17 protein-coding genes are annotated in these 25,036 nt (G+C 71.4%); 8 read left to right on the forward strand and 9 right to left on the reverse strand.

Annotated features, from left to right (window positions below):
- From ACZ60X_RS34830 to ACZ60X_RS34845, 4 genes are all read right to left on the reverse strand, one after another.
- Complete coding sequence (locus ACZ60X_RS34830) at window positions 1-4,446, reverse strand: amino acid adenylation domain-containing protein (RefSeq protein WP_469607262.1); 4,446 nt, start codon at window positions 4,444-4,446, stop codon at window positions 1-3.
- 38 nt (window positions 4,447-4,484) lie between these two features.
- Window positions 4,485-5,498 carry a methyltransferase domain-containing protein gene (locus ACZ60X_RS34835; protein ID WP_469607265.1) on the reverse strand — a complete coding sequence of 338 codons (1,014 nt, stop codon included), beginning with the start codon at window positions 5,496-5,498 and terminating at the stop codon, window positions 4,485-4,487.
- Window positions 5,499-5,569: 71 nt separating this feature from the next.
- Entirely contained in the window at window positions 5,570-6,778 is a 1,209-nt protein-coding gene (locus ACZ60X_RS34840) for an ornithine cyclodeaminase family protein (RefSeq protein WP_469607267.1), read from the reverse strand.
- Window positions 6,768-7,526 (reverse strand): iron-containing redox enzyme family protein, encoded by a 759-nt coding sequence (locus ACZ60X_RS34845; RefSeq protein WP_469607270.1) that lies wholly within the window; start codon window positions 7,524-7,526, stop codon window positions 6,768-6,770. Before ACZ60X_RS34845 ends, ACZ60X_RS34840 begins: the two co-directional genes overlap by 11 nt.
- 420 nt (window positions 7,527-7,946) lie before the next feature.
- Between ACZ60X_RS34845 and ACZ60X_RS34850 the strand changes: the two genes are divergently transcribed.
- Window positions 7,947-9,203, forward strand: coding sequence for an MFS transporter (locus ACZ60X_RS34850; RefSeq protein WP_469607272.1), 1,257 nt, complete (start codon window positions 7,947-7,949; stop codon window positions 9,201-9,203).
- 189 nt (window positions 9,204-9,392) lie between these two features.
- Here ACZ60X_RS34850 and ACZ60X_RS34855 read toward each other — a convergent pair whose 3' ends face one another.
- Window positions 9,393-10,769 carry a cryptochrome/photolyase family protein gene (locus ACZ60X_RS34855; RefSeq protein ID WP_469607275.1) on the reverse strand — a complete coding sequence of 459 codons (1,377 nt, stop codon included), beginning with the start codon at window positions 10,767-10,769 and terminating at the stop codon, window positions 9,393-9,395.
- Between the two features lie 6 nt (window positions 10,770-10,775).
- The gene (locus ACZ60X_RS34860; RefSeq protein WP_469607277.1) at window positions 10,776-12,386 is read right to left on the reverse strand and encodes an SDR family oxidoreductase; all 1,611 of its coding nucleotides are present in this window, start codon (window positions 12,384-12,386) and stop codon (window positions 10,776-10,778) included.
- Window positions 12,387-12,914: 528 nt separating this feature from the next.
- Here ACZ60X_RS34860 and ACZ60X_RS34865 point away from each other — a divergent pair.
- Window positions 12,915-13,946, forward strand: a complete 1,032-nt coding sequence (locus tag ACZ60X_RS34865; RefSeq protein ID WP_469607280.1) for a MerR family transcriptional regulator — start codon at window positions 12,915-12,917, stop codon at window positions 13,944-13,946.
- 134 nt (window positions 13,947-14,080) lie between these two features.
- Here ACZ60X_RS34865 and glgX read toward each other — a convergent pair whose 3' ends face one another.
- The 3 genes from glgX to ACZ60X_RS34880 all read right to left on the reverse strand — a co-directional run bounded on the left by glgX (window position 14,081) and on the right by ACZ60X_RS34880 (window position 17,456).
- Complete coding sequence (gene glgX, locus ACZ60X_RS34870; RefSeq protein WP_469607282.1) at window positions 14,081-16,225, reverse strand: glycogen debranching protein GlgX; 2,145 nt, start codon at window positions 16,223-16,225, stop codon at window positions 14,081-14,083.
- A gap of 155 nt (window positions 16,226-16,380) precedes the next feature.
- Window positions 16,381-16,770 carry an ATP-binding protein gene (locus ACZ60X_RS34875; protein ID WP_469607285.1) on the reverse strand — a complete coding sequence of 130 codons (390 nt, stop codon included), beginning with the start codon at window positions 16,768-16,770 and terminating at the stop codon, window positions 16,381-16,383.
- Between the two features lie 515 nt (window positions 16,771-17,285).
- Window positions 17,286-17,456, reverse strand: coding sequence for a hydrophobic protein (locus tag ACZ60X_RS34880; RefSeq protein WP_469607288.1), 171 nt, complete (start codon window positions 17,454-17,456; stop codon window positions 17,286-17,288).
- 231 nt (window positions 17,457-17,687) lie between these two features.
- Here ACZ60X_RS34880 and ACZ60X_RS34885 point away from each other — a divergent pair, with 231 nt between their 5' ends.
- From ACZ60X_RS34885 to ACZ60X_RS34910, 6 genes are all read left to right on the forward strand, one after another.
- Window positions 17,688-18,080 carry a VOC family protein gene (locus tag ACZ60X_RS34885; protein ID WP_469607290.1) on the forward strand — a complete coding sequence of 131 codons (393 nt, stop codon included), beginning with the start codon at window positions 17,688-17,690 and terminating at the stop codon, window positions 18,078-18,080.
- 950 nt (window positions 18,081-19,030) lie between these two features.
- Entirely contained in the window at window positions 19,031-20,002 is a 972-nt protein-coding gene (locus tag ACZ60X_RS34890; RefSeq protein WP_469607293.1) for a magnesium transporter CorA family protein, read from the forward strand.
- Between the two features lie 592 nt (window positions 20,003-20,594).
- Window positions 20,595-21,200, forward strand: a complete 606-nt coding sequence (locus ACZ60X_RS34895; RefSeq protein ID WP_469607295.1) for a PRC-barrel domain-containing protein — start codon at window positions 20,595-20,597, stop codon at window positions 21,198-21,200.
- Complete coding sequence (locus ACZ60X_RS34900) at window positions 21,197-21,649, forward strand: PRC-barrel domain-containing protein (RefSeq protein ID WP_469607298.1); 453 nt, start codon at window positions 21,197-21,199, stop codon at window positions 21,647-21,649. Before ACZ60X_RS34895 ends, ACZ60X_RS34900 begins: the two co-directional genes overlap by 4 nt.
- 654 nt (window positions 21,650-22,303) lie before the next feature.
- Window positions 22,304-23,755, forward strand: coding sequence for an eCIS core domain-containing protein (locus tag ACZ60X_RS34905; protein WP_469607301.1), 1,452 nt, complete (start codon window positions 22,304-22,306; stop codon window positions 23,753-23,755).
- Between the two features lie 449 nt (window positions 23,756-24,204).
- Window positions 24,205-25,008: a discoidin domain-containing protein gene (locus ACZ60X_RS34910; RefSeq protein ID WP_469607304.1), complete on the forward strand. Its 804-nt coding sequence runs from the start codon at window positions 24,205-24,207 to the stop codon at window positions 25,006-25,008.
- Window positions 25,009-25,036 lie beyond the last annotated feature (28 nt).

A 25,036-nucleotide genomic window follows, 5' to 3' on the forward strand; every position in this document is an offset into this window, starting at 1 on the left:
TCACCCTCCCCCCCCGAAGGGGCAGGCCACGAAGCGTCCGGCGGTCAGTCCGGGCCGGCCGAGGTAGCCACGTGCCAGCCCGGCACCGGCCACATACAACTCCCCGACCGTGCCGGGCGGCACCAACCGCAGCCGCTCGTCCAGCACGAACGCCCGCATGCCGTGCAGGGGCCGGCCGATGGGGACGCGGTCGCCGAGGGTGCCGTCGGCCGGCACGGTGTGGCGGGTGGCGAAGGTGGTCGTCTCGGTGGGGCCGTAGCCGTTGGTGATCTCCAGGCCCGGCTCGGCGCGCAGGACCCGGCGTACGGCGTCCGGCGACACCGCGTCGCCGCCGGCCCACAGCCTGCGGACGCCATGGAAGCAGCCGGGCTGTTCCTCGGCGAGCACATGGAACAGGCCCGCGGTGAGCCAGAGCGCGGTGACGCGGTGCCGGGTGACGAGGTCGCGGAGCACCGGGCCGTCGACGTCTCCGGGCGGCGCCACGACGACGGTGCCGCCGGTGAGCAGGGGCACCCAGAGTTCGAACGTGGAGGCGTCGAAGGCCAGGGGCGAGTGCCACAGGACGCGCTCGTAACCGCCCGTCCGCCAGACCGGCTCGAGGGTGAGCGCGACGATGTCGGCGTGGGTGGTCATGATGCCCTTCGGGACTCCGGTGGAGCCCGAGGTGTGCATGACGTAGGCGAGGTCGTCCGGCCGGGGGGTGGCGCGGTCCGGGGCCGGGCCGACCGGCACGGCGGGGGCCGGGTCCAGGACCGTGAGCGTGCGGACGTGGCCGGGCCAGTCCGGGGCCGAGCCGGGCACGTCGGTGAGGACAAGGTCCACGCCGGCGTCGGCCAGGGTGCGGTCCCTGCGGGGCGGCGGGGCGGCCGGGTCGAGGGGGACGTAGGCGGCGCCGGCCTTCAGGACGGCGAGGACGGAGACGACCGCCCGGGTCGAGCGGCGGTGCAGGACGGCGACCGTGGCACCGGCGCGCACGCCCTCCCGGGCGAGTCGGACGGCGAGCCGGTCGGAGGCCTCGTCCAGGGCGCGATAGGTGAGTTCGGCGTCGGGGCCGGACACGGCGACGGCGTCCGGGGTGCGGCGCGCCTGGGCGCGGAAGGCCGCCGGGACGGTGGCGGACGGCGCGGCGACGGGTGTGGCGGGCGGCAGCAGCAGCCGGTGTTCCTCCGGAGTGAGGAGGTCGATTTCACCGATCCCGCGATCGGCATCGGCGACCACCTCGCGAAGCAGCGTCTCCAGCCGCCACCAGAGCTTCTCCGCGGTGGTCTGTGCGAACAGCGCGGCGTCGTATTCGAGGACGCAGGCGAGTCCGGCGGGGGCGCCCTGCGCGTCACGTTCCTCGGTGAGGTCGAAGAACAGGTCGAACCGGGCGGCCTTGGTCGCGACCGGCTCGGGGGTCACGTCGAGGCCCCCGAGGCGTGGAGTGGGTGTCGCGCCCGTCTGGAGGGCGAGCATGGTCTGGAAGAGGGGGTTGCGGTTCGGGTGGCGGGGCGGGTTGAGCACCTCCACCAGCCGTTCGAACGGTGTCTCCTGATGCGAGTACGCCGCCAGGTCCGTCTCCCGCACCCGCCCCAGCAACTCCCGGAACGACGGATCCCCACCCGTGTCCGTCCGCAGCACCAGCGTGTTCACGAAGAACCCCACCAACGCCTCCAGCCGGTCATCGGACCGCCCCGCAACCGGCGTGCCCACCACGATGTCCGACCCCGCACCCAACCGCGTCAGCAACGCCGCCAACGCCGCGTGCAGCACCATGAACACACTCACCCCCGACGCCCGCGCCAGCTCCACGACCCCCCGGTGCAGGCCGGAGTCGACGGCCCGGTGCAGGCGTTCGCCGTGGTGGGCGGGCGAGGCGGAGCGCTTGTGGTCGGTGGGCAGGGGGAGTTCGTCGGGAAGACCGCGCAGTACGGCCGTCCAGTAGGCGTCGCCCTCCGCCAGGCCCTCGTACTGCCACAGCGTGTAGTCCGCGTACTGCACCGGCAGCGGCTCCCACCCGGGAGCACGCCCCGCACACCGAGCCGCGTACGCCACCGACAGATCCTCCGCCAACGGCCGCAACGACCAGCCGTCACACGTAATATGATGCAACGTCAACTGCAACACGTGCTCACCGTCACCCACCACGAACAACGCCCCACGCAACGGCAGCTCCGCCGTCAGATCGAAAGCGTGCACCGCCCCCGCACGCAACACCTCCCCCAACTCCCCCGCCCCCACAGACCGCACCTCCCACACCGGCCGGGCCTCACCGACGGGCAGCACCCGCTGGTACGGCACCCCCTCCACCTCGTACACCACCGTCCGCAACGCCTCGTGCCGGGCCACCACATCACCCAACGCCCGCTCCAGAGCCCCCCGCTCCACCACACCCCTCAGCCGCAGCGCAAAAGACACGTTGTAACTCGGATCCGGCCCCTCCAACCGGTTCAGGAACCACAACCGGCGCTGCGCGAACGACAACGGAACCCGCTCCGGACGCTCCCACCGCACCAACTCCGGCCGCACAGACACAGCCCCCACCGTGAGCCGCCCGGCCAGCACAGCCGGGGTGGACGCCTCGAACACGTCACGAACCCCGATACCCACCCCGAGAACCGTACGCAGCCGACTGACCAGCCGGGTCGCGAGCAACGAGTGCCCACCCAGCGCGAAGAAGTCGTCATCGATGCTGACCCGTTCCTGGTCCAGCACCTCGGCGAACAGCCGGCACAGGACCTCCTCGCGCGGAGTGCGGGGCGGACGCCCGCCGGGCAGCGGCGCGCGCACCGGTTCCGGCAGGGCACGCCGGTCCAGCTTGCCGTTCACCGTCAGCGGCAGCCGCTCCAGTGGGACGACGGCCGACGGCACCATGTAGTCCGGTAGCGACTGCGCCACGAACGCCCGCAACTCCCCCGGATCACAGGTGACCTCCTCCGCTGCGACGACGTACGCCACCAGATCCCCACGCGCCGACGCCACCACCGCCGCCTGCGCCACCGACGGATGCGCCACCAGCCGCGCCTCCACCTCACCCGGTTCGACGCGGTGGCCGCGGATCTTCACCTGGGCGTCTGCGCGACCGATGAACTCCAGTTCGCCGTCCGCGTTCCAGCGCACGAGATCGCCGGTCCGGTACATCCGCTCACCCTCCCCCCTGAAGGGGCAGGCCACGAAACGTCCGGCGGTCAGTCCGGGCCGGCCGAGGTAGCCACGTGCCAGGCCGGGGCCGGCCACGTACAGCTCGCCCGCGGTGCCAGGGGGTACCGGCCGCAGGGCGGCGTCCAGGACCCAGACCCGCATGTCACCGAGGGCGCGGCCGATGGGCACGGTGGTGCCGAGGCGGCCGGTGTCCAGGCGGCGGTTGGTGCAGGCGGTGGTCTCGGTGGGGCCGTAGAGATTGTGGACGGTACGGCCGAGGACGGCGAAGAACTGCTCGGCCAGGCGGGGTGTGAACGCTTCGCCGCTGCAGATGACATGGCGCAGATGCGTGCAGCGCGCGAGTTCGGGTTCGAGGAGGAGGACCTCCAGCATGGAGGGCACGAAGTGGGTGGTCGTGACGCGGTGGCGGCGGATGACGGAGGCGAGGTAGGCGGGGTCCTGCTGGCCGCCGGGACGTGCCACGACGACGGTGGCACCGGTGACCAGCGGCCAGAACATCTCCCAGACGGAGACGTCGAAGCCGGGGGACGTCTTGTGCAGGACGCGGTCGCCCGCCCTGAGCCGGTACTCGCCCTGCATCCAGCGCAGCCGGTGGGTGACCGACTCGTGCCGCAGCACCACGCCCTTGGGCGCTCCGGTCGAGCCGGAGGTGTAGAGGAGGTAGAAGGACTCGTGGGGATGGGGCCGCCTGGAGGGGGCCGGCGGGGCCACAGGGACCGGCGGGTGCGCAGAGGTGACCGGATCCGCAACGGCCGGTGGGCCGGCAGGGGCAAACGGGTCTGCGAGGGACGGTGGCTCGGCCGGGGGCGCTGTCAGGGCGTCGTGGACGGCCGGGTCGTCGACCAGCAGCGGGTCGGTCAGCACGGGTGAAGGGGCGGTCTGGGATGCGGCGGTGCCGGCTGGGCGCAGGCGGGCCAGGGTCGGGCTGTCGGTGACGAGCAGGACGGGCCCGGCGTCGTTGAGCATCGTGTGCAGACGGGCCGTGGGCAGGTCGAGGTCGAGGGGGAGGTAGGCGGCGCCGGTCTTCAAAGCGGCGAGGGAGGCGACGACCGTCCAGGCCGAGCGGGGCAGGGCGATGGCCACGGCCTGCTCGGTTCCGGCGCCGCGCTCACGCAGCAACCGGGCGATCCGGTCGGCCGCCGTGGCGAGTTGTCGGTAGGTGAACGAGGCACCGGCACGGTCCGCGTGCCCGGTGCCCGCGCCGGCCTCCCCGTCCCCCGTGTCGACGATGACGGCGATGGCGTCGGGCGTAGCGGCCGCCTGTGCGTGGAAGAGTTCGGGGACGGAACGGAAACCTTTCAGCATGCTGACCCCTCCTGCGGGGCGGGCGCCGGCCCGCCCGCTCAGCTGAGTTTCAGGCCCAGGCCGACCACGGCGCGCCGGGGCAGCACGGAGCGCCAGCCCCCGCCGGCGGCGGTGTCCTGGCCGGTCATGGTGTGCCGGGCCGCGGTGTCGTCTCCGAGGAACACGTCCTTGCCCCGTTCCAGGGCCCAGCGGGCCGCCGCGTCGGCCCCCATCCTGCGGCGGGCGCGCTCGAGGCCGTACATGTCCAGCAGGTAACCGCCGAGCCTGAGTTCGGCCTCCTCGCGCGTCGGCCCGGTGACGGTGTACGGGTCGTCCAGCTCCACCAGCCGCTGCTCGGCGAAGCCCGCCTTGGCGAGCAGTCCCTCGATCTCGGTGGCGGTGAAGTGCGGGAACTTGTGCCCGGTGACGGAATAGGGATCGACCACGTCGGCGAACCAGGTCTCCATCGGCGACCCGACCAGGAAGTCGTGGAGCAGGAAGACACCGCCGGGGCGCAGCATGCGGTACGCCTCGGCGGCCACTGTCACCCGCTGCTCGACCGGGATGTGGTGGGAGCCGTAGGCGAGCAGCACCACGTCGACGGAGTCACGGCGCATCAGCGGCTGTTCGGCCCGCTGGAGCAGTGCCGGGAGGCCGGCGGCGAGTGCGGCCTCCACCATGAACGGGGAGGCGTCGCAGGTGAGCACGGCGAGCCGGTCGAGGCCGAGGCGTGCGCAGACCCGCCGGACGAGGCCGTCACCGCCGAGGAGGTCGATCAGCAGCAGGTCGCGGCTGGGGCCGGGGTCCGCGGCGTTCCGTACGGCCAGGTCCATGAGGCGGCTGATACCGACGGCGCGGGCGGACATGTCGCTGGCCTGGGCCCGGACATAGGCGTCGCCGCGGCCGCCGGCGGCGTCGGCGCCGAAGTGGTCCCGGGCGGGGGCCGCGGCGCGGAACTCGGCGCCCCAGGCCAGGGCGCGCTCACGGTCGACGCAGGCGTACAGGTCCGGGTGTTCCCGGCGCAGTGCGGTGAGCTGGGCTCGGACGTCGTCTCCGGGGATGTCGCCTGGCATGGCTCGCTCCTTCATGTGCGAACCCGGCACGGCTCGCTCGGCAGCGTCCGGGTTCGGCACGGCTCGCTCGTTCACGTGCGGGCCCCGGCACGTCTGGTTCCGTCGTGTCCGGGCCTGGCATGGCTCGCTCCTTCATGTGCGGGTGCGGCCGCGGGCGGGCCCTGTGACGGCGGGCTCGAACCGGACGGCCGGGGCTGGGGGGCGTCCGGGACGGGGGGCGCGTAGGGGTCGACGCAGTCGGCCGGCAGGTACTCGATCCGGGTCGGGGTGCCGATGCCCTCCGCGCGGGCGAGTTCGGCGAACACGTCCAGGGCGACGTGGTCCTCCAACGCGGTGCCGGTGGAGTCGAAGACGGTGAGGCCGGTCCGGAAGGCCGCGGCGCGGCCGGGCTCGGCGCACAGCCGGCCGAGGGCCGGTCCGACACGGGAGGCGTCGAGGCGCTGGCACTCGCCTTCCCTGCGGGCCTGTTCCGGGTGGTCGGGGCAGACCAGGGCGGCGCGGTGCAGCAGTTCCAGGGGCAGTTCGGTCTTGCCGGGCAGGTCGGCGCCGATGGCGTTGACGTGCGCGTCCGGTGCGTCGGGCACGGTGGGCAGCACCGGTGGCGCGCCGGGGGCCACGGTGGTCGCCGTGCACAGGACATGGGACTGGGCGGCGATGGTCCAGGGGTCGCTGGCGCGTACCGGCAGGCCGGTGAAGGCCACCCGGCGGCCCAGACTCCGGGCCCGGTCCGGGTCGATGTCGTGCACCAGGACCTCGCGCAGGGGCAGGACCCGGCTGAGGGCGTGCACCTGGGTGACCGCCTGGGCTCCCGCGCCGATGACGCCGAGGACGGTGCTGTCGGGGCGGGCCAGGAGGCGGGTGGCGACCGCTGAGGCGGCGCCGGTGCGCACGGCCGTGAGGAGGACGCCGTCGCAGAGCACGGTGAGCCGACCGGTGACGTCGTCGAAGCGGGCGATGGTGCTGAGGATGGTGGGCAGGCCGCGGGTGCTGGGGTTGTCGGGGGTGTAGGCGACGAGTTTCAGGGTGACGGCCCGGCCGGGCTGCCGGTGCGGCATCCACTCCAGCACGCCGGTGTGCTCGCCGCTGCGGACGAAGCCCGCGCGGGCGGGTGTGGTGTCCGCTCCGGCGTGCTCGCCGGCGAAGGCCGCCTGCAGGCGGTCGATGACGCGGTCCATGACGGCGTCCCTGCCGATGCGGCGGATGATCTCGGCGATGTGGTTCTGGTCGAGCAACGTGGTGGATTCGGCCGCCCCGGAAGGTTGTTCCGGATCAGCGGGCATTGATTTCCTTGTGTATTTCCGCCCAGTTCGCGGACAGCAGGTCGAGGTAGCCGCGGAACCCCTTCTCCAGATGGGCGTAGTCGTCCAGGTCCCGGCACATCTTGGCGGCGGTGGAAAGGGAGTGGATCTTGTGTTGCTTTTCCGTGGCGCCGATGTGCAGGTAGAAGTACTCGCAGTTCTCGTGGAATTCTTCCAGTTCGAACAGCGGCATGTAGTTGCGGACGCCCTCGTAGATGAAGACGAGCTGCGAGTAGGCGTGCCACTCCTGGGCGAGGAGGGCGCCGCAGACCTCGGCGGGACGGCTGCTGCTGAACAGCCGGTGGCTCTCCTCGATCAGGGTGCGGGTGGTCGGCAGGACGGGGGCGGTGAGCGAGTCGAAGTCGACGTCCACGCCGCGCAGCCTGGACAGCAGGGTCTCGAAGAACCGCCGGAGCAGCACCGAGTGGGCCTTGCGGGCGTCGCCCATGCCCATCTCGTCGGCCAGGTTCTCCACGGTCTCGGCCCGTGCGCGGACGTCACGCATGTGCAGGAAGGCGAGGGCGATCCGGTTCGGGGTGTCGCTCACGCGCTCGTAGAAATTGCGGGCGAAGAGTTCCACCTGGTCCGCGGTGAGCGCCCGGCTCATCCAGGTGGGGTAGAAGGCGTTGTCGAGTGCGTCGCTGGCCGCGGTGGACCGGGCGAGGTCACGTATGCGCTCTTCCAGTTCCGCGGTGAGGTGCTGTCCGGTTTCCGTATGTGCCTGACTCAAGTCTCCGCCTCCAGGGGATGCGCGGATGCGCGGCGGGGTGTCCGCCATGAATCCTTCGGGGGGTGCACACAGATCGGATCGACGGGCCCTATCAGGCCACTTTGATCAACGGTCGTCGATGGTACGGGAGTTCATTTTCCGCAGTCAACGAATGGATTCGGCCGACACCGCGTACAGGGCACACCGGCCGACCGTTAAAGACTGGTCAATCACCTGCAAAGATTCCGCGGACCCGATCGCCGGGAGGGAATTCTTTCGGCCATTGCGACGCCTCGAGCGGGGCGGCGGGGGCTGGATCCGGCCATCCGCCGTTCCGGTGGCCGGCGGGCGCGGCGGATGGCCGGGAAACGGTGGTGCGCCGAAGCGGCCGCCCGTGATCGGGTGGGAACAGGCCAGGACGCGCGGGGGAAGTGAGGGCACGTGAGGCAGGCGGATGCGGAACCGGCCCGGCGTGCGGACCCGGTGAAGGTGCCGTCGCTGTGGCGCAACCGGGACTTCGTGCTGCTGTGGTCCGGTCAGGTGCTGTCCACGCTCGGCACCCGGATGTCGTCCGTCGCCGTCCCGCTGATCGTGCTGGCCATGACGGGCTCGGCCGGCCGCGCGGGGATCGCGGGTTTCGTCTCCACCCTCCCCTACCTCCTGTTCTACCTGCCCGCGGGGGCGCTCCTCGACCGGCTCGACCGCAGACGGGTGATGCTGTGGTGCGAGGGCGTGCGCGTGGTCGCGCTCGGCAGTGTGCCGGTGGCCCTGTGGCTGGGTCGGCTGACGTACGCGCAGCTGCTGGTGGCGGGTTTCGTCGGCGGCACCTGTTACGTCTTCTTCAGCGTCGCCGAGAAGTCCGTGCTTCCGGCGCTCGTGCGTCCCGAGCAGCTGACGCCGGCACTCGCCCAGCAGGAGGCGAAGTCCCGGGGCGCCGGACTCGCCGGCCCGCCGCTCGGCGGCCTGCTGTACGGCGTCGCGCACGCGTTGCCCTTTCTCGCCGACGCCCTCTCCTACGTCGTCTCCTTCCTGACGCTCTCCGCCATCCGCGCCGATCTGCGGGTACGGCGCACCGAGCCGGCCGGGTCGCTGTGGCGGGAGGTGGCGGCCGGGGTGCGCTGGCTGGTGGGGCAGCCGTTCATCCGGGTCACCGTGGTGTGCGTGGCGCTCACCAACGTCATGTTCCAGGCGCTGACGCTGGTGCTGATCGTGCTCGCCCGGCATCTGGGGGCCTCGTCGGGGCTCACCGGTGCCGTGCTCGGCTTCTTCGGCTTCGGCGGCCTCGCCGGGGCGTTCGCCGCGCCGTGGATCCAGCGCCGGCTCTCGCCGCGTACGGTGGCGATCGGGGCGACCTGGCTGTGGGTGCTGCTACTGGTGCCGATCGCCGTCATGCCGTCGCCCCTGACGCTCGGCCCGCTGGTGGCGGCGATGGCCTTCGTCGGCCCGGTGTGGAACGTGGTGGTCGTCGGCTACCAGTACAAGGTCATCCCGGACCACATGCTGGGCCGGATCAAGAGCATCGTCCTGCTGGTCAGCTGGGGCGCCATTCCCTTCGGCTCGCTGATCGCGGGTGGCCTGCTGGACCTCACCGGCCCGCGCGGCGCCGTCCTGGCCCTCTCCGGCCTGACACTCCTGGTCGCCCTGATCGCCTCACTGAGCCCGGGAGTCCGGCGGGCCGCGGTCCTCGCCGAGGGATAGGGACAGCGCAGCGGCGTGGCGGTCGGTGTCCACCAGCAGGGCCGAAGGCGCCAGTGACGCGGACTCAGGCAGGTCGGGCAGCCGGCGGATCGGGCGTCGGGGCTGTGTCGAGCCGGTCATCGGCGGCCGATGCGGCGAGGGCGGACCGCCGTTCATCGAGAGTCGTGGCAGCCCACAGGAGTTCGTCGGTCACGGCGGTTGGCCACGGGCCCGGCGGAAGCGGTCCCGGCCGTCGGCAAGGTCGATGACACGCTCGGGATAGTCGAGGGCCGCGCGGTCCGGTCCGGGCAGCTTCCACGGCTCGTGCACCAACGGGCCCCCGATCCCGGCGAGTTCAGGGATCCAGCGGCGCACATAGGTGCCCTCCGGGTCGTACTTCTTGCCCTGCGTGACCGGGTTGAGCACCCGGTTGGGCCGGGTGTCGGCCCCGGTGCCGGCCATCCACTGCCAGTTGAGCTGGTTGTCGGCCACGTCACCGTCGACCAGCCAGCGCAGGAAATGGGCGGCGCCGATGCGCCAGTCGACGTAGAGCGTCTTGGTCAGGAAGCTGGCGGTCAGGAGCCGGGCCCGGTTGTGCATCCAGCCCTCCTGACGCAGTTGCCGCATCGCCGCGTCGATGACCGGGTAGCCGGTGCGGCCCTCGCGCCAGGCATCTATGTCGGCACCGGCGGTCCGCTCGGTGCGCCAGCGGTCGCGTTTGGTGCGGTAGTCGGCGTGCGCGGTGTGCGGCCGCGCGGCGAGCACCTGGCGGTGGAAATCGCGCCAGGCGAGCTGCCGTACGAACGCCTCGGCACCTGCGCCCTGGCTGCGGCGGGCCCGGTGCACCAGTTCCACCGGCGACAGGGTGCCGAAGTGCAGGTGGGCGGAGAGGCGCGAGGTGGTGTCGCCGGCCAGGTCGTCGCGGGTGCGGGCGTAGTCGGCGAGGCCGTGGCGCCAGTAGGCGGTCACCTGGGCGCGGGCCCGGCTCTCCCCGCCGCGCGGCAGGGCCGGGGACTCGCCGATGGTCTCGCCGGGGCCGGGGACCTTCTCGCCGTCGATCGTGTCGGGAACGGGCACGTGGCGGGGGGCACCGGCGACCGGCCGCAGCGGCACCCGCGCCCACTGCCGGTAGTACGGGTTGAAGACGGCGAAGTGGTCGGAGGAGGCGGGGGTGACCACGCCGGGAGGCACGGCGACGGTGGTCGCGTCGTGGACGAACGGCCGCCGGCCGAGCCGTTCCAGGGCGCAGCGCAGCCGCTCCTCCCGGCGGGCGGCGAAGCCGCTGCACTCGGCCGACATGTGCACGGAGTCGGCGTTCGCTTCGGTGACCACCCGGCACACCTCCTCGACCAGGTCTCCGCTCCGCAGCACGAGCCGGCCGCCCCTGTGGCGCAGCGAGGCGTCCAGGTCCGCCAGGCAGTCGTCGAGAAAGGCGCGGCGGTTGGGCGCGACGAACCCGGCCGCCTCGACGGCGCTGTCCCTCACGAACAGCGGGACGACGGCGTCGGCCCCCTCCAGGGCCGCACGCAGGGGCGGATGGTCGTGCAGGCGCAGATCGGCGGTGAACAGGACGACCGATACGTGCATGGACGGTCAGCTGCTTCCGAGTGGGGAACCGGCACGGACGCGGGTGTCTTCGGCCTGGGCACCCGCCGTGGCTGGGGGCGCCCCCAGCCGCTGCGACGGACGTGCGTCGCGCTCGGCGGCGCGGACGATGTTTCGGGCCATGCCACCGAAGAGGACCGCGTGGAACGGCGACACGCTCCACCAGTACAGCTGGCCGAGCAGCCCGCGGGGGTGGAACAGCGCCCGCTGCCGGTACCGGACGGGCCCGCCACGGGCATCGTCCACGGACATCTCCAGCCAGGCCAGGCCGGGCAGTCGCATCTCGGCGCGCAGCCGCACCAGGTGCCCGTGTTCGATCTCTTCCACGCGCCAGAAGTCCAGCGAGTCGCCGACCCGCAGGCGGCGGGCGTCGCGGCGGCCGCGGCGCAGACCCACGCCGCCGACGAGGCGGTCGAGGCAGCCGCGCACCGCCCAGGCCGGCGGGAAGGAATACCAGCCGTTCTGCCCGCCGATGCCCTCGATGACCTGCCAGAGCGCCTCGGGAGTGGCGTCGGCGTCGCGTTCGCGGACATCGGTGTAGAGGCTGCCGCCCGCCCAGTCCGGATCGGTCGGCAGGGGGTCGCTGGGGGTACCCGGGACGGCGGCCGACGACCAGCGGGTGGCGACCTGGGCGTCGCGGACCCGTTGCAGGGCGAGGGCGACGGCGCGGTCGAAGCCGACGCGGTGGCCGGGCACACCGGGCAGGTACCGTTCGAGGTCGTTCTCGCGGCACACCACCTCGTGCCGCAGCGACTCCGTCAGGGGGCGCGCGATCGAGGCCGGGACCGGCGTCACCAGGCCCACCCAGTGGCTGGACACGCCCGGGGTGAGGACGGGAACGGGCAGGATCAGCCGCCGGGGCAGCCCGGCCACGGCGGCGTAGCGGCGCATCATCTCGCGGTACGTCAGGACGTCCGGGCCGCCGATGTCGAAGGTCCGGTTCACTTCGCGGGGCAGGTGTGCGCATCCGGTGAGCAGCCGCAGCACGTCCCGTACGGCGATCGGCTGGATCCGGGTGCGCACCCAGCGCGGAGTGACCATCACGGGCAGCCGCTCGGTGAGGTAGCGCAGCATCTCGAAGCCGGTGGAGCCGGACCCGATGATGACGGCGGCGCGCAGCACGGCCGTCGGTACGCCCGAGGCGAGCAGGATGCGGCCGACCTCGGCGCGGGAACGCAGGTGCGGGGAGAGGTCACGCTCAGGCACCGCCGGGGGTGTCAGGCCGCCCAGGTAGACGATGCGGCCGACGCCGGCCCGGCGGGCCTGTTCCCCGAAGGCGCGGGCCGCCTCGCGGTCGGCGCGCTCGAAGCCGCGCCCCGAGGCGAGGGCGTGGACCAGGTAGTAGGCCACGTCCACTCCGGTCATCGCCCGTCCCACCGACTCGGCGTCGGTCACATCTCCCCGGACGATCTCGACCCGGTCGGCCCATGGGTGATCGCGCAGTTTGCGCGGTGTGCGGACCAGGCAGCGCACGCGGTGGCCCCTGTCGAGCAGCTCCGGCACGAGCCGGCCCCCGATGTATCCGGTCGCGCCGGTCACCAGGCACGTCAGCGGTTCGTGCGGGGGCCGTGGGACCGGTGTGGTGTCGTCGTCGCTCATGCCGCTCTCCTCTTCCGTGCGCTGGTCATCCGCCGCCGTGGCGGCAGGGGTCCGGGCTCGTCCGTCCGGTTGTGCGCACTGCGCCTCATGCTGCCGACAGCTCCTTGTGCCGGCTGCGCCGCAGCTGGTTCAGGCCGTGCCGGGGCTGACTCGTGACCGTGCCGAGCGGCCAGCTGGTCAGCCGGTCAGCCGGACGATCTGCCCCTGGATCAGTCCTCGCAGACCACCGACTCCGGAGCCGCTCCGGGAGCGGTCTCCCGGAGCGGGGGCAGTCCGGCGACCGTGGCCGACAGTTCGGCGGGGCGGGCCCCTCGCCACGCGGCGGTGAGCACCTGCCGAAACTTCGTGCACTGCGAGGCGGGCCTTGCTCCGGCCCGTGCTTCCAGGTCCAGCCTGTGATTTCCGCGCCGTGAGGACAACTCGCATCGTTTCCGCATCGATAGGCTGAAGGGGCGAGGGACCTGACGGGCAGCGGGGCAGTGCCGCGCGGCAGGCTGCGACCTCAGTGGACGGAGGGCTGTGGATGCCATGGGCGCACACATGACGGTGGCCGCTCCGGGCCTGACCACGGGAGCTGTCGCCCGTCGGCTGGGGGTGTCCCCGACGACGCTCCGGTCCTGGGACCGCCGGTACGGTCTGGGGCCGGCCGAGCGCCCGCAGGGCCGTCACCGCCGGTGGAGCCCCACCGACATCGCGCTGGTCGAGCGGGTGTGCCGCCTGACGGCGGCGGGCGTGCCCCCGGCCGAGGCTGCCCGGGTGGCCCGTACGACCGATGGGCGCGCGGTCGCCCCCAAGGCTCGGCGACCGAACCCGGCCGTAGTACCGCCCACGACGGGCCCCGAGCCTCGGCGGGGCGGTGCCGGCGGTGGGCTGCCGCTGGGCGACGTACGACAGGAGTGCCAGGGGCTGGCTCGCGCCGCGGTGCGGCTGGACGCGCCTGAGCTGGAGTCCCGGCTGCTGGAGGTCATCAGGGAGCACGGTCTGATCGCGGCCTGGGAGGAGGTGATGGTGCCGGCCCTGCGCGCGGCGGGCCGCAAGTGGGAGTCTTCGGCCGACCGCTACGTGGAGGTGGAGCACCTGCTGTCCTGGCACATCTCCACTGCCCTGCGCAGTGCGCCGTTGTTGCTGCCGCGCCGCGCGCCTCTTGCCGGGGCTCCTCCGGTCGTGCTGGCGTGCGTGCCCGGCGAACAGCACTGCCTGGCCCTCGAAGCTCTCCACGCCGCCTTGCAGGAGCGCGGCGTACCGACCCGGATGCTCGGTGCGGCCGTGCCGGCGGAGGCTCTGCTGGCCTGTGTGCGGCGTACCGGCCCGGTCGCCGTGGTGCTCTGGTCGCAGACCGGGGCCACGGCGGCCGCGCCGCTCGCCCGACGTGTCGGGACCGTGGAGTGGGGAGCCGCGGGCGCGCGCCGACGCTCCGCCGTCCTTCCGCTCGGCCCCGGCTGGGACCGGCGGGCCCTGCGCGGCCTTCCCCGCCGCACAAGCCTCGGCGACGCCGTGCGACTGCTGTACGGCTTGTACCAGCGCGACGGCACCGTGCGACATGGTCCACCGCACTGCTGAACGCGGCCGGAGCCGGCTCCGGAACGGATCCCGGGCGGCCGTCCGTCGCCGGCGCCGGCAGTGGTCGGCGGTGGGCGCGGTGGGCGCGGTGGGCGCGGTGGGCGCGGTGGGCGCGGTGGGCGCGCGGCGGGAGGTTACGCGTCTCGGTGGCTGCGCAGGACCAGCATGGAGCGGGCTTCGGTCTCGACCTCGCTGCCGCCCTTGATCAGCGGTCGGTACTCGGTGTAGGGGATGGCCGTGTCCACCTCCACCGCCCACCACCGGCCGAGGCCGTGGGGAACGGTGAAGGTGAGAGCTTCGCTGTCAGCGTTGAAGAGGAGGAGGAACGAGTCGTCCCTCACGCTCAGGCCCCGAAGGTCCGGTTCGGTAATAGCGCTGCCGTTGAGGTGGACCATCAGGGACCTGGCGAAGCCGGTGTCCCAGTCGGTGTCCGTCATCTCGCGCCCGGCGGGGATGAACCAGGCGATGTCCTTCGCGGCCGTGCCACCGTCGTGGGAATCGCGCCGCCCCTTGAAGAACCGTCGCCGGCGGAAGACCGGATGGTCACGGCGCAGGGCGATCAACTTGCGGGTGAACTCGAGCAGTTCGCTTCCGTCGGCGATGTTCGCCCAGTCGATCCACGTCAGTTCGTTGTCCTGGCAGTAGGCGTTGTTGTTGCCGTGCTGGGTGCGGCCGAGTTCGTCGCCGTGCAACAGCATGGGCACGCCCTGGGAGAGCAGCAGGGTGGCGAGGAGGTTGCGCTGTTGGCGGGCGCGCAGGGCGAGGATGTGGCGATCGTCGGTGGGGCCCTCGGCGCCGCAGTTCCAGGAGCGGTTGTGGTGCTCTCCGTCGCGGTTGTCCTCGCCGTTGGCCTCGTTGTGCTTGCCGTTGTACGAGACCAGGTCGCGCAGGGTGAAGCCGTCGTGCGCGGTGACGAAGTTGACTGATGCGTAGGGTCGTCGGCCGTCGTTCTGGTAGAGGTCGGAGGAACCGGTCAGGCGGGAGGCGAACTCACCCAGGGTGCCACCCTCACCGCGCCAGAAGTCACGAACCGTGTCGCGGTACTTGCCGTTCCACTCGGTCCACAGCGGCGGGAAGTTGCCCACCTGGTAGCCGCCGTCGCCGACGTCCCACGGCTCCGCGATGAGTTTCACCTGGGAGATGACCGGGTCCTGCTGGACGAGGTCGAAGAACGACGACAGCCGGTCGACCTCGTGGAACTGGCGGGCCAGGGTGGCGGCCAGGTCGAAGCGGAAGCCGTCGACGTGCATCTCGGTCACCCAGTACCGCAACGAGTCCATGATCAGCTGGAGCGTGTGCGGGTGGTTCATCCGCAGGCTGTTGCCGGTGCCGGTGGTGTCCCAGTAGAAGCGGGGGTCCTCCTGGGACAAGCGGTAGTACGCCGCGTTGTCCAAGCCCCGCAGCGACAGCACCGGCCCCAGGTGGTTGCCCTCGGCGGTGTGGTTGTACACCACGTCGAGGATGACCTCGATATCTGCCTCGTGCAGGGTCTTGACCATCGAGCGGAACTCCTGCACCTGCTCGCCCCGCTGTCCGGAGGAGCAGTAGGCGTTGTGCGGTGCGAAGAAGCCGATGGTGTTGTACCCCCAGTAGTTCGACAGTCCCCTCTCCACCAACCTGTGATCGTGGACGAACTGATGGACGGGCATCAGCTCCACCGCCGTGACACCCAGTTTGACGAAGTAGTCGACCATGGCCGGGTGCGCCAGCGCGGCGTAGGTGCCGCGGATCGTCGCCGGTATCGCAGGGTGGGTCCTCGTCATGCCCTTCACGTGGGCCTCGTAGATCACCGTCTCGTGATAGGGAGTCCGCGGCGGGTGGTCGCTTCCCCAGTCGAAGAAGGGATTCACCACCACCGACTTCGGCACGTACGGAGCGGAGTCCAGGTCGTTGCGTCGGCCGGGTACGTCGAAGTGATAAGGGAACAGCGCCTCGTTCCACTCGACCTCGCCCTCGATCGCCCTGGCGTACGGATCGAGCAGCAGCTTGCTCGGGTTGCACCGCTCACCACGCCCCGGCCGGTACGGTCCGTGCACCCGGAACCCGTAACGCCGGCCCGGGCCGACGTCCGGCAGGTAGATGTGGTGGACGAAGCCGTCCACCTCTTTCAGCGCGACGCGTTCCTCGGTGCCGTCCCCCTCGAAGAGGCACAGCTCCACGCGCTCCGCCGCTTCGGAGAACACGGCGAAGTTGGTTCCGGTACCGTCGAAGGTGGCCCCCAACGGCGACATCCGCCCCGGTCGCGGGCCTACCTCGGTGGTTTCCTGCCAGATACGCATGACCACACGCCTCCCCGGTACGGATGACGGGCGGCCCGCACCCGTATGCTCCCTCTTGCCCAGGTCATCGCTGAGCATGCGCCCGCACCGGCCGCCTCCGCGAATCGAGGAGGCTGCCGCGGCGGAGCGTACGCCGAGGGGGCGGCGCGCGCCTGTCAACGTGCCAGCGAGAGCACCGCCTGGACCGTTTTACCGGTTGCGTCCGGTTCGACCCTGACCTCTTCGGCCAGCTCCAGGACCATCGGCCATCCGAACCCGCCCGGCTCCCACAGCGGCGTATCACGCTGACGGGGCGGGGTGGGGCTGGCGTCGTGCACCGAGACGGTCACGGTGCCCGCGTCCACCCGCAGCCCGAACCCAGTGACTCCGCCGGCGTGCCGGATGGCGTTCGTGACCAGCTCCGACACCGTGATGAGCACCGCTTCCGCCTCGACGGGACTTCGGGGTTGCACCACGGACAGAAAGGCCCGCGTGATCCGGCGCGCGTGCTCAGCGGTGCGCGGGCTGTCCGCCGACGGATGCGCATCCTCCATGTAAGGGTGCACGGCCTTCCCTCCTCAGACCCCGAGTGGTGCATTTATCCGCCTTCCTCCTTCCCGCCAGTCGTGCCTTCAGGCCGGCCTTGCGGCCGGATCCTTGCGGGAGGGAGCGCCTGCGGCCCGTATACGAGGCGTCGCAGAGGTACGAGGCGTGCAGAACGGACAGAGCGGACACCGAGGGTGAGGTTGCCTCGTCGAGGGCCGGACAGTGGGGCACACCGGCTGATCGGTGATACGTGGCCCCGGTGCATCGGACGCGGCAGAGGGGCCGGTGGCGGACAAGCCTCCGCCGGCTTCCTCCCCATGCACACGGTCGGTGCAGCAACCCCGCAGGGTGAGGAGGAGCAGGGTTGCACTGCTCATTCCGCGGGCCGTGCACAACTCGCGTACGCGACGATCCGCCGACAAGCCCGAGCTGTCGGGACCCGGCCGCGCGGCTTCGACACGCGAGTGTGGGCCCGGCCGTACCCGACCGGACCCACACTCGCACGTTGCCGTACGCCGAACGAGCCGCCGGCCGCCTACCAGCGATACCAGCGCCCCCGGCGGCCTGCACCGTCCACGGACCGCACGACGAAGCCCAGCAGCCACACGGCCAGCACGATCACCGCGATCCACCACAGCGCCTTGAGCGCGAAGCCCGCGCCGAAGAGGATCAGGGCCAGCAGAAGAACCAGAAGCAGGGGAACCATCGTTATCAACCTCCTGACCACCGGATGCCCCTGCTTCTTTCAGGCAGACACAGAAAACACGAGTTACTTCCATGAGATGAAGGGCATAAGCGCGCCTGGGTCCACCGGCCCCGCACGCGGTCTCCTCGGGCTGGCGGACTCCCGTCGCGCAGAGGCCTCGCTCCTCCCGGCCGCCGACTGAATCCGACGGCCGGGGATATCCGCAGAACCAGGACATCCCCGGGAGGAAGCATGACACTGGTGACAGCGGGCATCGTCGTCCTCGACTGCGCCGAGCCCGAGAAACTCGCCTTGTTCTACAAGGAGTTCCTGGAGGGCGAGCAGACGGACGCCACAGCCAACCTCGTGGAGATCCGGGGGGCTGACGGCCTCCGGCTCGCCTTCCGCCGTGATGTGAACGCCACCTCGCCCAGCTGGCCTCGCCCGGAGAACTCCCTCCAGGCCCATCTGGTCTTCCTCGTCGCGGACATGGACGAAGCCGAGCGGCGTGTGGTGGGACTCGGCGGCCGGCCGATCGAGACGAAAGACCCGACGGGTCCGTACGAGGAACGCGGCTACGCCGACCCCGCCGGCCACTCCTTCACCCTGCGTCTGGTGCCCCCCACGGCACCCAAGCAGGGCTGAACCGCCTGACACTCACCCGGTGCCGAGGCATGGACCGGCCTGCCCACGCTCCCGCCGGAATGCACCGCCCTCGGGCGCCGGGGAAACAGGTGACCAGCTGCGTCGGACCGAGGGACGGCCGACCGGCTCCGGGACGATCGCGCGAGGCGGCGGCGGTTAGCGCGGTTCCCTGCCGACCCCGTGCCGTTGATCGAGCGGATCGGCGGCGTCATGCGCGATGAGGGGGCCGCCGGTCTGTCACTGCCGATGCTCCGGCATCGCCGGGTGACGGCCGCGCTGTGGTCCGCGTGGCGTTCGCCCTGTGGTGGACGCGTACCGGCTACCGCCCAGCGGCGCCTCGCCGCCTTGCGAGCAGTGGTTTCGGCCTTGGCCTTCATCCCGCTCGGTGCGTTGCCGAGCCGCCGCAGACAGGGCGGGGCGGTCTCCCCGTCGTAGGCCAGGTGTGGAGCCGTTCCCGCGGGTGCCCGCAGGCGCACGACGCGACGTGCGGAGGGCAGCAGGGCGGGGCAGGGTGCCGGACAGCGGGGCGCCGCCCAGGGAATGACGGCCTGCCTGCGCCAGACCCACGCCAGGTAGGTCCAATGGGCCGGTGAACAGCTGCCATACCTGGTGCCACCGCCCGCCGACCCGCGGCCACCCTGCCCGCGCGGCGACCACCTGCCCCAGGCCCTGACAGGGTCGGTGCGGGCGCCGATGCCCGATCCGGTGCTGAAGATGCGTGCCAGCCATGCCACACAGCGTGTAGGAAGTGTCCGCCAGCCCACCGCCACCGGGAGCGGCACAACCGAAAGGGGAGCGGTTACTTCCTTTCACGAGCCGTCCGCTCCCGCCGGATCACCCGTATGCGCTCCTCCTGCCGCGCTCCGCCGGTGACGCCGCTCGTCACCTGGCGGCCGCCCCGGCAAGAGCGGAGAGAGGCTTCTTACCAGGGCGGCCTATGGTGCGTCGCCATGACACGCACCCGGCTCTACCGCAACGGCTCCCTCGTCCTGGAGGACTTTCCGACCGCTGACATCTCGGAATACGTGAACGACCCGGACGTGACGGTTTGGCTCGACCTGTGCGATCCAGGCTCCGCCGACTTCGCGATGATCAGCGAGGAGTTCGGCCTGCATGAACTCGCCGTGGAGGACGCGCGTCACGAGCACCAGCGACCGAAGCTCGACCGCTACCGCACCCATGCCTTCCTCAGCGCCTACGCCCTCGACACGGACGCCGACGGCCAGTTGACCGCGAGTGAGCTGTCGGTGTTCATCACACCCACAGCGCTGATCACCATCCGCCCCGACCGGCGGTTCGACATCGAGAAGGTCGTCGAACGGTGGGACGACAACGGGGACCTCGCCAAGTACGGCGTGGGATTCCTGCTGCACGGACTGCTGGACCACATAGTCGACGGGCATTTCGCGGCCGTGCAGGACCTCGACGACCGGATCGAAGCGGTGGAGGACCTGCTCTTCGAAGAGGGGCGTGACCAGATGGACTCCGTCCAGCGGTCCTCCTACGCGCTGCGCAAGAGCCTCACCAAGCTGCGTCGTGTGGTGCTGCCGATGCGGGAGGTCGTCAACAGCCTTCTCCGCCGCGACCTGCACATCGTCGCCGAGCCCCTGCTCCCCTACTACCAGGACGTGTACGACCACGTCCTCAGAGCCACCGAGTGGACCGAATCCCTGCGGGACATGGTCACGTCCATCATGGAGACCAACTTGACGGTGCAGGGCAACCGCATGAACCTGATCATGAAGAAGGTCACCAGCTGGGCGTCGATCGTGGCCGTGCCCACGGCCGTCACCGGTTTCTACGGCCAGAACGTTCCCTATCCGGGTGTCAACACCCATGCGGGCTTCCTCACTTCCACCGGTGTCATAGTCGTCGCGTCCGTGCTGCTCTACTGGGTCTTCAAGCGCAAGGACTGGATCTGACCTCCTGACGCACTTCCCCGTCACGGCTCACGGCACGGGCAGGGCGGGGCAGGCGACGTCAGCCCGGCGGGAGGCCCCCTCTGCTGGTGGAGAAGTTGGTCACCGACCGTTCTCCGGGCGTGGCCCGTCCCGGGCGCGCTCCCCGGCCGAGCCGGTGGCCTACGATCGCCTGACGCACGCGGGTTGTCGGCACGCCACCAGTGCAGGGCGGGCAGGCGCTCGTCAGCGCGTCCTGCTCGCCGATCTCACCCGAGAGCAGATGGGGTCGCCTTCCGGGCCTGGCACCCCGCCCTCGAAGCCGCGAGGCCTCCGGGAGTGACCCGGTCCCGTCGGCTCCCGCCACCCGTCGCACCGATGGCGTGCCGTGCCCGTACCGCGGGCAACCGGATAGCGCAGGGACACGCCGGACCGGGGGCGGCCCGGCGAAGACGGTACCGAGGAGGTCGGTGATGCAGTGGTGGGGCTTGGTGGTCCTCCTGATCGCGGTGGCGGGTCTGCTCACAGCGGCCACGCTGACAGTCCAGGCCAAACGCCGCAGGGGAACGGTGATCGCGGTGCGCTCGGCCCGCCATTCCCGCCGGGAGGGACCGCGATGATCACTCTCGTTCTCGCGTCGGAACTGAGCAAGCGGGTAGTCGTGACGCTGAGCGGCGACGCCGTCGCCCAGATCCGGGACACCGTCTTCGACGCGCGGGCAGGCCGGATCAGCGGCTTCACCTTGAGCGGGCGTGGCCTGCTGGCCGGCCCGCTCAAGAAGAGCCTGCCGTTCTCCGGGGTGCACGCCATCGGACCGTCCGCCGTGATGATTCCCAGTGAGGCCGTCCTGGAGGAGCCAGACGTGGTCGTGGGCGCCGGGGAAGCCGAACGAGGCCAGGTCATCGGCGCTCCCGTTCTCACGGACCACGGGACCGAGGTGGGCACGGTTCTGGACGTCGTGATGGAGGCCGGCACGAGCGGACGAGTCATCGGCTTCGAGATCGCCGGCAACGAGAATCTGGACCACCGGAAACGGAAGGTGTTCATCCCGCGCGGAGAGACACTGGCCGTCTCCGGCCGGGCCCTGGTCGTTCCGGCGCACGCCCGCCGCTTCATCGCCGACGACCTGCCCAGCTTCGCTGCCCAGGTCGAGGCTTTCCGCGCGCACGGGGCGCAGCCGCACGGCGATCCGACCGCCAGCGTGGAAGGGGGCCAGGCATGATGCTCTTGTCCCAGGTCAAAGGCCTTCCCGTGATCAGCGTCGAAGAAGCCGAGTCCCTGGGGCGGGTGGAGAGCGTGACCATCGACGCGCGCACCGGCAACGTCGCTTGCCTGCGGCTGTCCGGTGCCTCCGAACACGCCCGCGTCATCGTCTGGGACGTGATCGAGGGGATGGGACGGGACGCCGTGATCGTTCGTTCCCGTGCCGTCGCCGGCCCCGGCCGGAGCGCGCACCCCGCTCATCAAGAGGCCCTCGGCCGCTCCGTCCTGACGGAACACGGGACAGCGCACGGCACTGTCAAGGACATCGCCTTCGACGAAACGACCGGAGCCGTACGGACGCTGTACACGGCGCTTGGCGACATCGCCGGAGACCGTCTCATCGGTCTCGGTTCCTACGCCGTGGTGGTACGCGACGAGCCCGTCCGGCAGGAGCGAGAGGGGGCATGACCCGGTCACACAGGCCCTTCGTGGTCGGCCGGACCCGGTTCCGGTCCGGACGGCTTGCGGCTGCCGGCATTCCTGGGGCCGGCACCGTCGCGCGGCACGGCGACGGTCCAGCAGCCGCGGCGGCTGCCGCGTCCGGTGGACGAGGCGGGCCTGGAGCGGCTCGTCGGCAGTCTGAGGCGGTTACGGGTACTGGCGGTATTCCTGCTGACGCTGGACGGGGGGCGCGGGCGGGCGAGGTGCTCTCGCTCCACCTGGACGACATCTCCCACGGCCGCCGCGTCGGTGACGGTCCGCGAGCGAGACAACCACCCGCGCGGGGTCCACGGCAAGTCCGGCCTGACGCCCGCCCCGGAACCTGACGGCCTCCGGTGCCACGCTGCGAGGGAGGAGTACGAGGCACGGGGCCGCACTCCACCGCATGCTGGACAGCCCACACCCCTGTCGGATTCCGAACTGGACGATCTGAGGAGGGACAAGGAGATCGCTCACCAACTCTGGGCCATACCCGCCCTCATTCGGCCGGACCACCGCAGCGGGCCGGCTGGGTTGCCCGTACGGCCAGGTGACTGTGCCCGAATCGCCCTTCACCGCGGCGCCCCGGGCGCGGTATCCAGGAACGGACACCCGATCCGCCCTCAGAGAGGCCCGCCCCGCATGCGTACGCGAGAGACCGGCACGTCGTCCGACGAGGCGAAGGCCCGCCCTCCGGCGCGCCGGGCGGACGTGGCGTCGGCCGCGCCCGTCGCGGGCCCGCTCGCGCCCATGGCGCCGCTCGCCGTGCAGAGCCGCGCGGGCAACGCCGCCGCCGTGCAGATGCTCCGCCGCGCGGGGCACCCCGGCGCGCAGGCCCCGGTGCAGCGTTCCACCGTGCCCGGCGTGCTGCGTTCCGCCGGGCGGCCGCTGGACGAGGCCACCCGTACGGACATGGAGTCCCGTCTGGGCGCGGACTTCTCCGACGTCCGGGTCCACGACGACGCCGCCGCCCGGCGTTCGGCCGCCGAGATCGGGGCCCGCGCCTACACTTCCGGCAACCATGTCGTCATCGGCGACGGCGGGGGCGACCGGCACACCCTCGCCCATGAACTCACCCACGTCATCCAGCAGCGCCAGGGCCCCGTGGCCGGCGCCGACCACGGTGACGGACTGCGGATCTCCGATCCCGCCGACCGCTTCGAGCGCGAGGCCGAGGCGAACGCACACCGCGCGTTGTCCGGCCGGGGCGCGACCTCGGCGGCGGCCGGTACGGAAGCGGTGTCGGCGCAGTGCAGCGTCCACGAGGGGACCGTACAGCGGGTCCAGACTCCCGAGAACGTCCAGGACATGTGGACCAACCGTTACTGGGAGCAGGAGGCCGCGGACCGCCCCGCGGTGAACGCCAACCCGCCGGGAGGCGGCCGGAACCTCACCGTGATCCTCAGGGACGTGGCCAACCAGCTCCTCACGGAACTGGCGGCGCAGGGCGCGAGGGCCGGGCAGAAGGAACTGCGGATGTTCCGCACCATGAGCAACGAGGAGGCCGACGCGATCCTCGCGTGGCGGGCTGCCGGCAAACGTGAGGGCACCGAGACCTGGCTGGGCGAGAACCAGGGCGATCCGCGGATCACGGAGAAGTACCACGCGGCCAAGAGGGAACCGGACTCCGCCGTCGGCGCCATGCCGGTCAAGAAGCACCTCGGCGACTGGGACCAGGCGTACGACTACTACGCGCGCAACCACAAGCAGCATTTCGAGACGGCGCCGAGGGCCGCCAACGGCAGGGTCGTCGGCGGCCCGGCGACCCGCGTACTGGAGTTCACGCTCAAGAAGGGCGCGCACGAACTGCTGTTCAACCCCGATCACATGGCGCTGTCCGGCGATACGGGAGCGCCCGCGGCCCTCCGGAAGATCTTCGGGGCGCAGAACCGCCACTTCCCCACGGGTTCCGGCAACGAGGGGGCCCTCACCGGGTACGTCGGCATGAAGCTGGAGGACATCGGGGACTTCAGTCTCAGCCTCGGCTCGGACACCGAGGCCACCCAGTTGCTGTTCCAGTTGTTCGTCCAGGACATCCAGGACGTGACGAAGCGCGCCGGCCACCGGTGGAACGACGAGACGCAGGAGTACTAGCCGTGGGGCGCGGCGCAAGTCCGGCGCCTTCATCCGCAGGGGGCGCGTGGACGACGGCGTGCCGTACCGGTACGTGAACTCACCGCCCCCGTCAAGGATTTCCCTCGTCGAGTACTGCCTGGCCGCGCTCGCCGCGGGACGGGACCACGCCGTCTCCGGGGACCGGCTCACCCTCGCCGTCGCCGTTCGGACCCCTTCCGTCACGTGTGATCTATGCACGCTATACATCCTATGTGTTGGCCCGTCATCGAATCACTTCCTCGCCTAAACACCCCGGATTCACATGAACTTGTGTCACACCTCTCAACAGACACGACACTGGCGTCCCTCAATTCATCCAATGTATCGGGAGCGCGACCGAACAGGAGGAAGTACGTTGCCGGAATCCACGTCACGCAGATCGGTACTCACATCCATGGCGGCCATTGGTCAACTGCTGGGTGCGGAACATGACCGCCATGGTCAACGTCGGACCGGACCGGCACGGCACGGTGTCCGACGCCCAGGACGGCCTGTTGCGGCGGATCGGCACCTTCATGGCGTCCTGCGGCCGGTCGGCCTACGGGACCCGCGGCGGCCCGTGGGACCCGGAAGACGGCCAGTACGGCTTCACCTGCAAGGACGACACCTTCTACGCGCACCTGCTGCCCGGCTACAGCGGAACCTCGTTCACCACCCCGTCGCTCGGTGACGCCAGGATCGTGCGGGCCTTCGATGTGCGCACCGGTGCCCGCCTGCCGCACGTGACCGGCGAAGACGGCCGGGTGACGATCACCGGCATCGACCGCATCACCCATCCCGAGGACAGCGTCGTCGGCGTCACCCTGGACCGGTCCCCGCAACCGGCCGACATCGCCGTCGGCCGGACGGCGACGGCCGACAGCGAGGAGACCTCGAAGGACAACACCGCCGCCAGAGCCGTCGACGGTTCCACCTCGACCCGGTGGTGCGCGAACGACGGCGGCACCGGCCACTGGCTCAACGTCGACCTCGGTTCGCCGCGCTCCCTGACCGGCACCCGCATCGCCTGGGAACTGGACGGGACCGACCACCGTTACACGATCGAGGGTTCCGCCGACAACCGCAGGTGGAGCACGCTGGTCGACAAGACGGCCACGACCAGCACCAGTCAGGTCCAGGTGGCCACGTTCCGGGCCCGGGCACGGTACGTGCGTGTCACGGTCACCGGGTTGCCTTCCGGGGCATGGGCGTCATACGCAACCTGGAGGTCTACGACCGGCCCTTCACCGTGACGACCTGAACCGCGGAACCCGGTCGCGC

This window comes from Streptomyces sp. NPDC104106 (genome assembly GCF_055584345.1).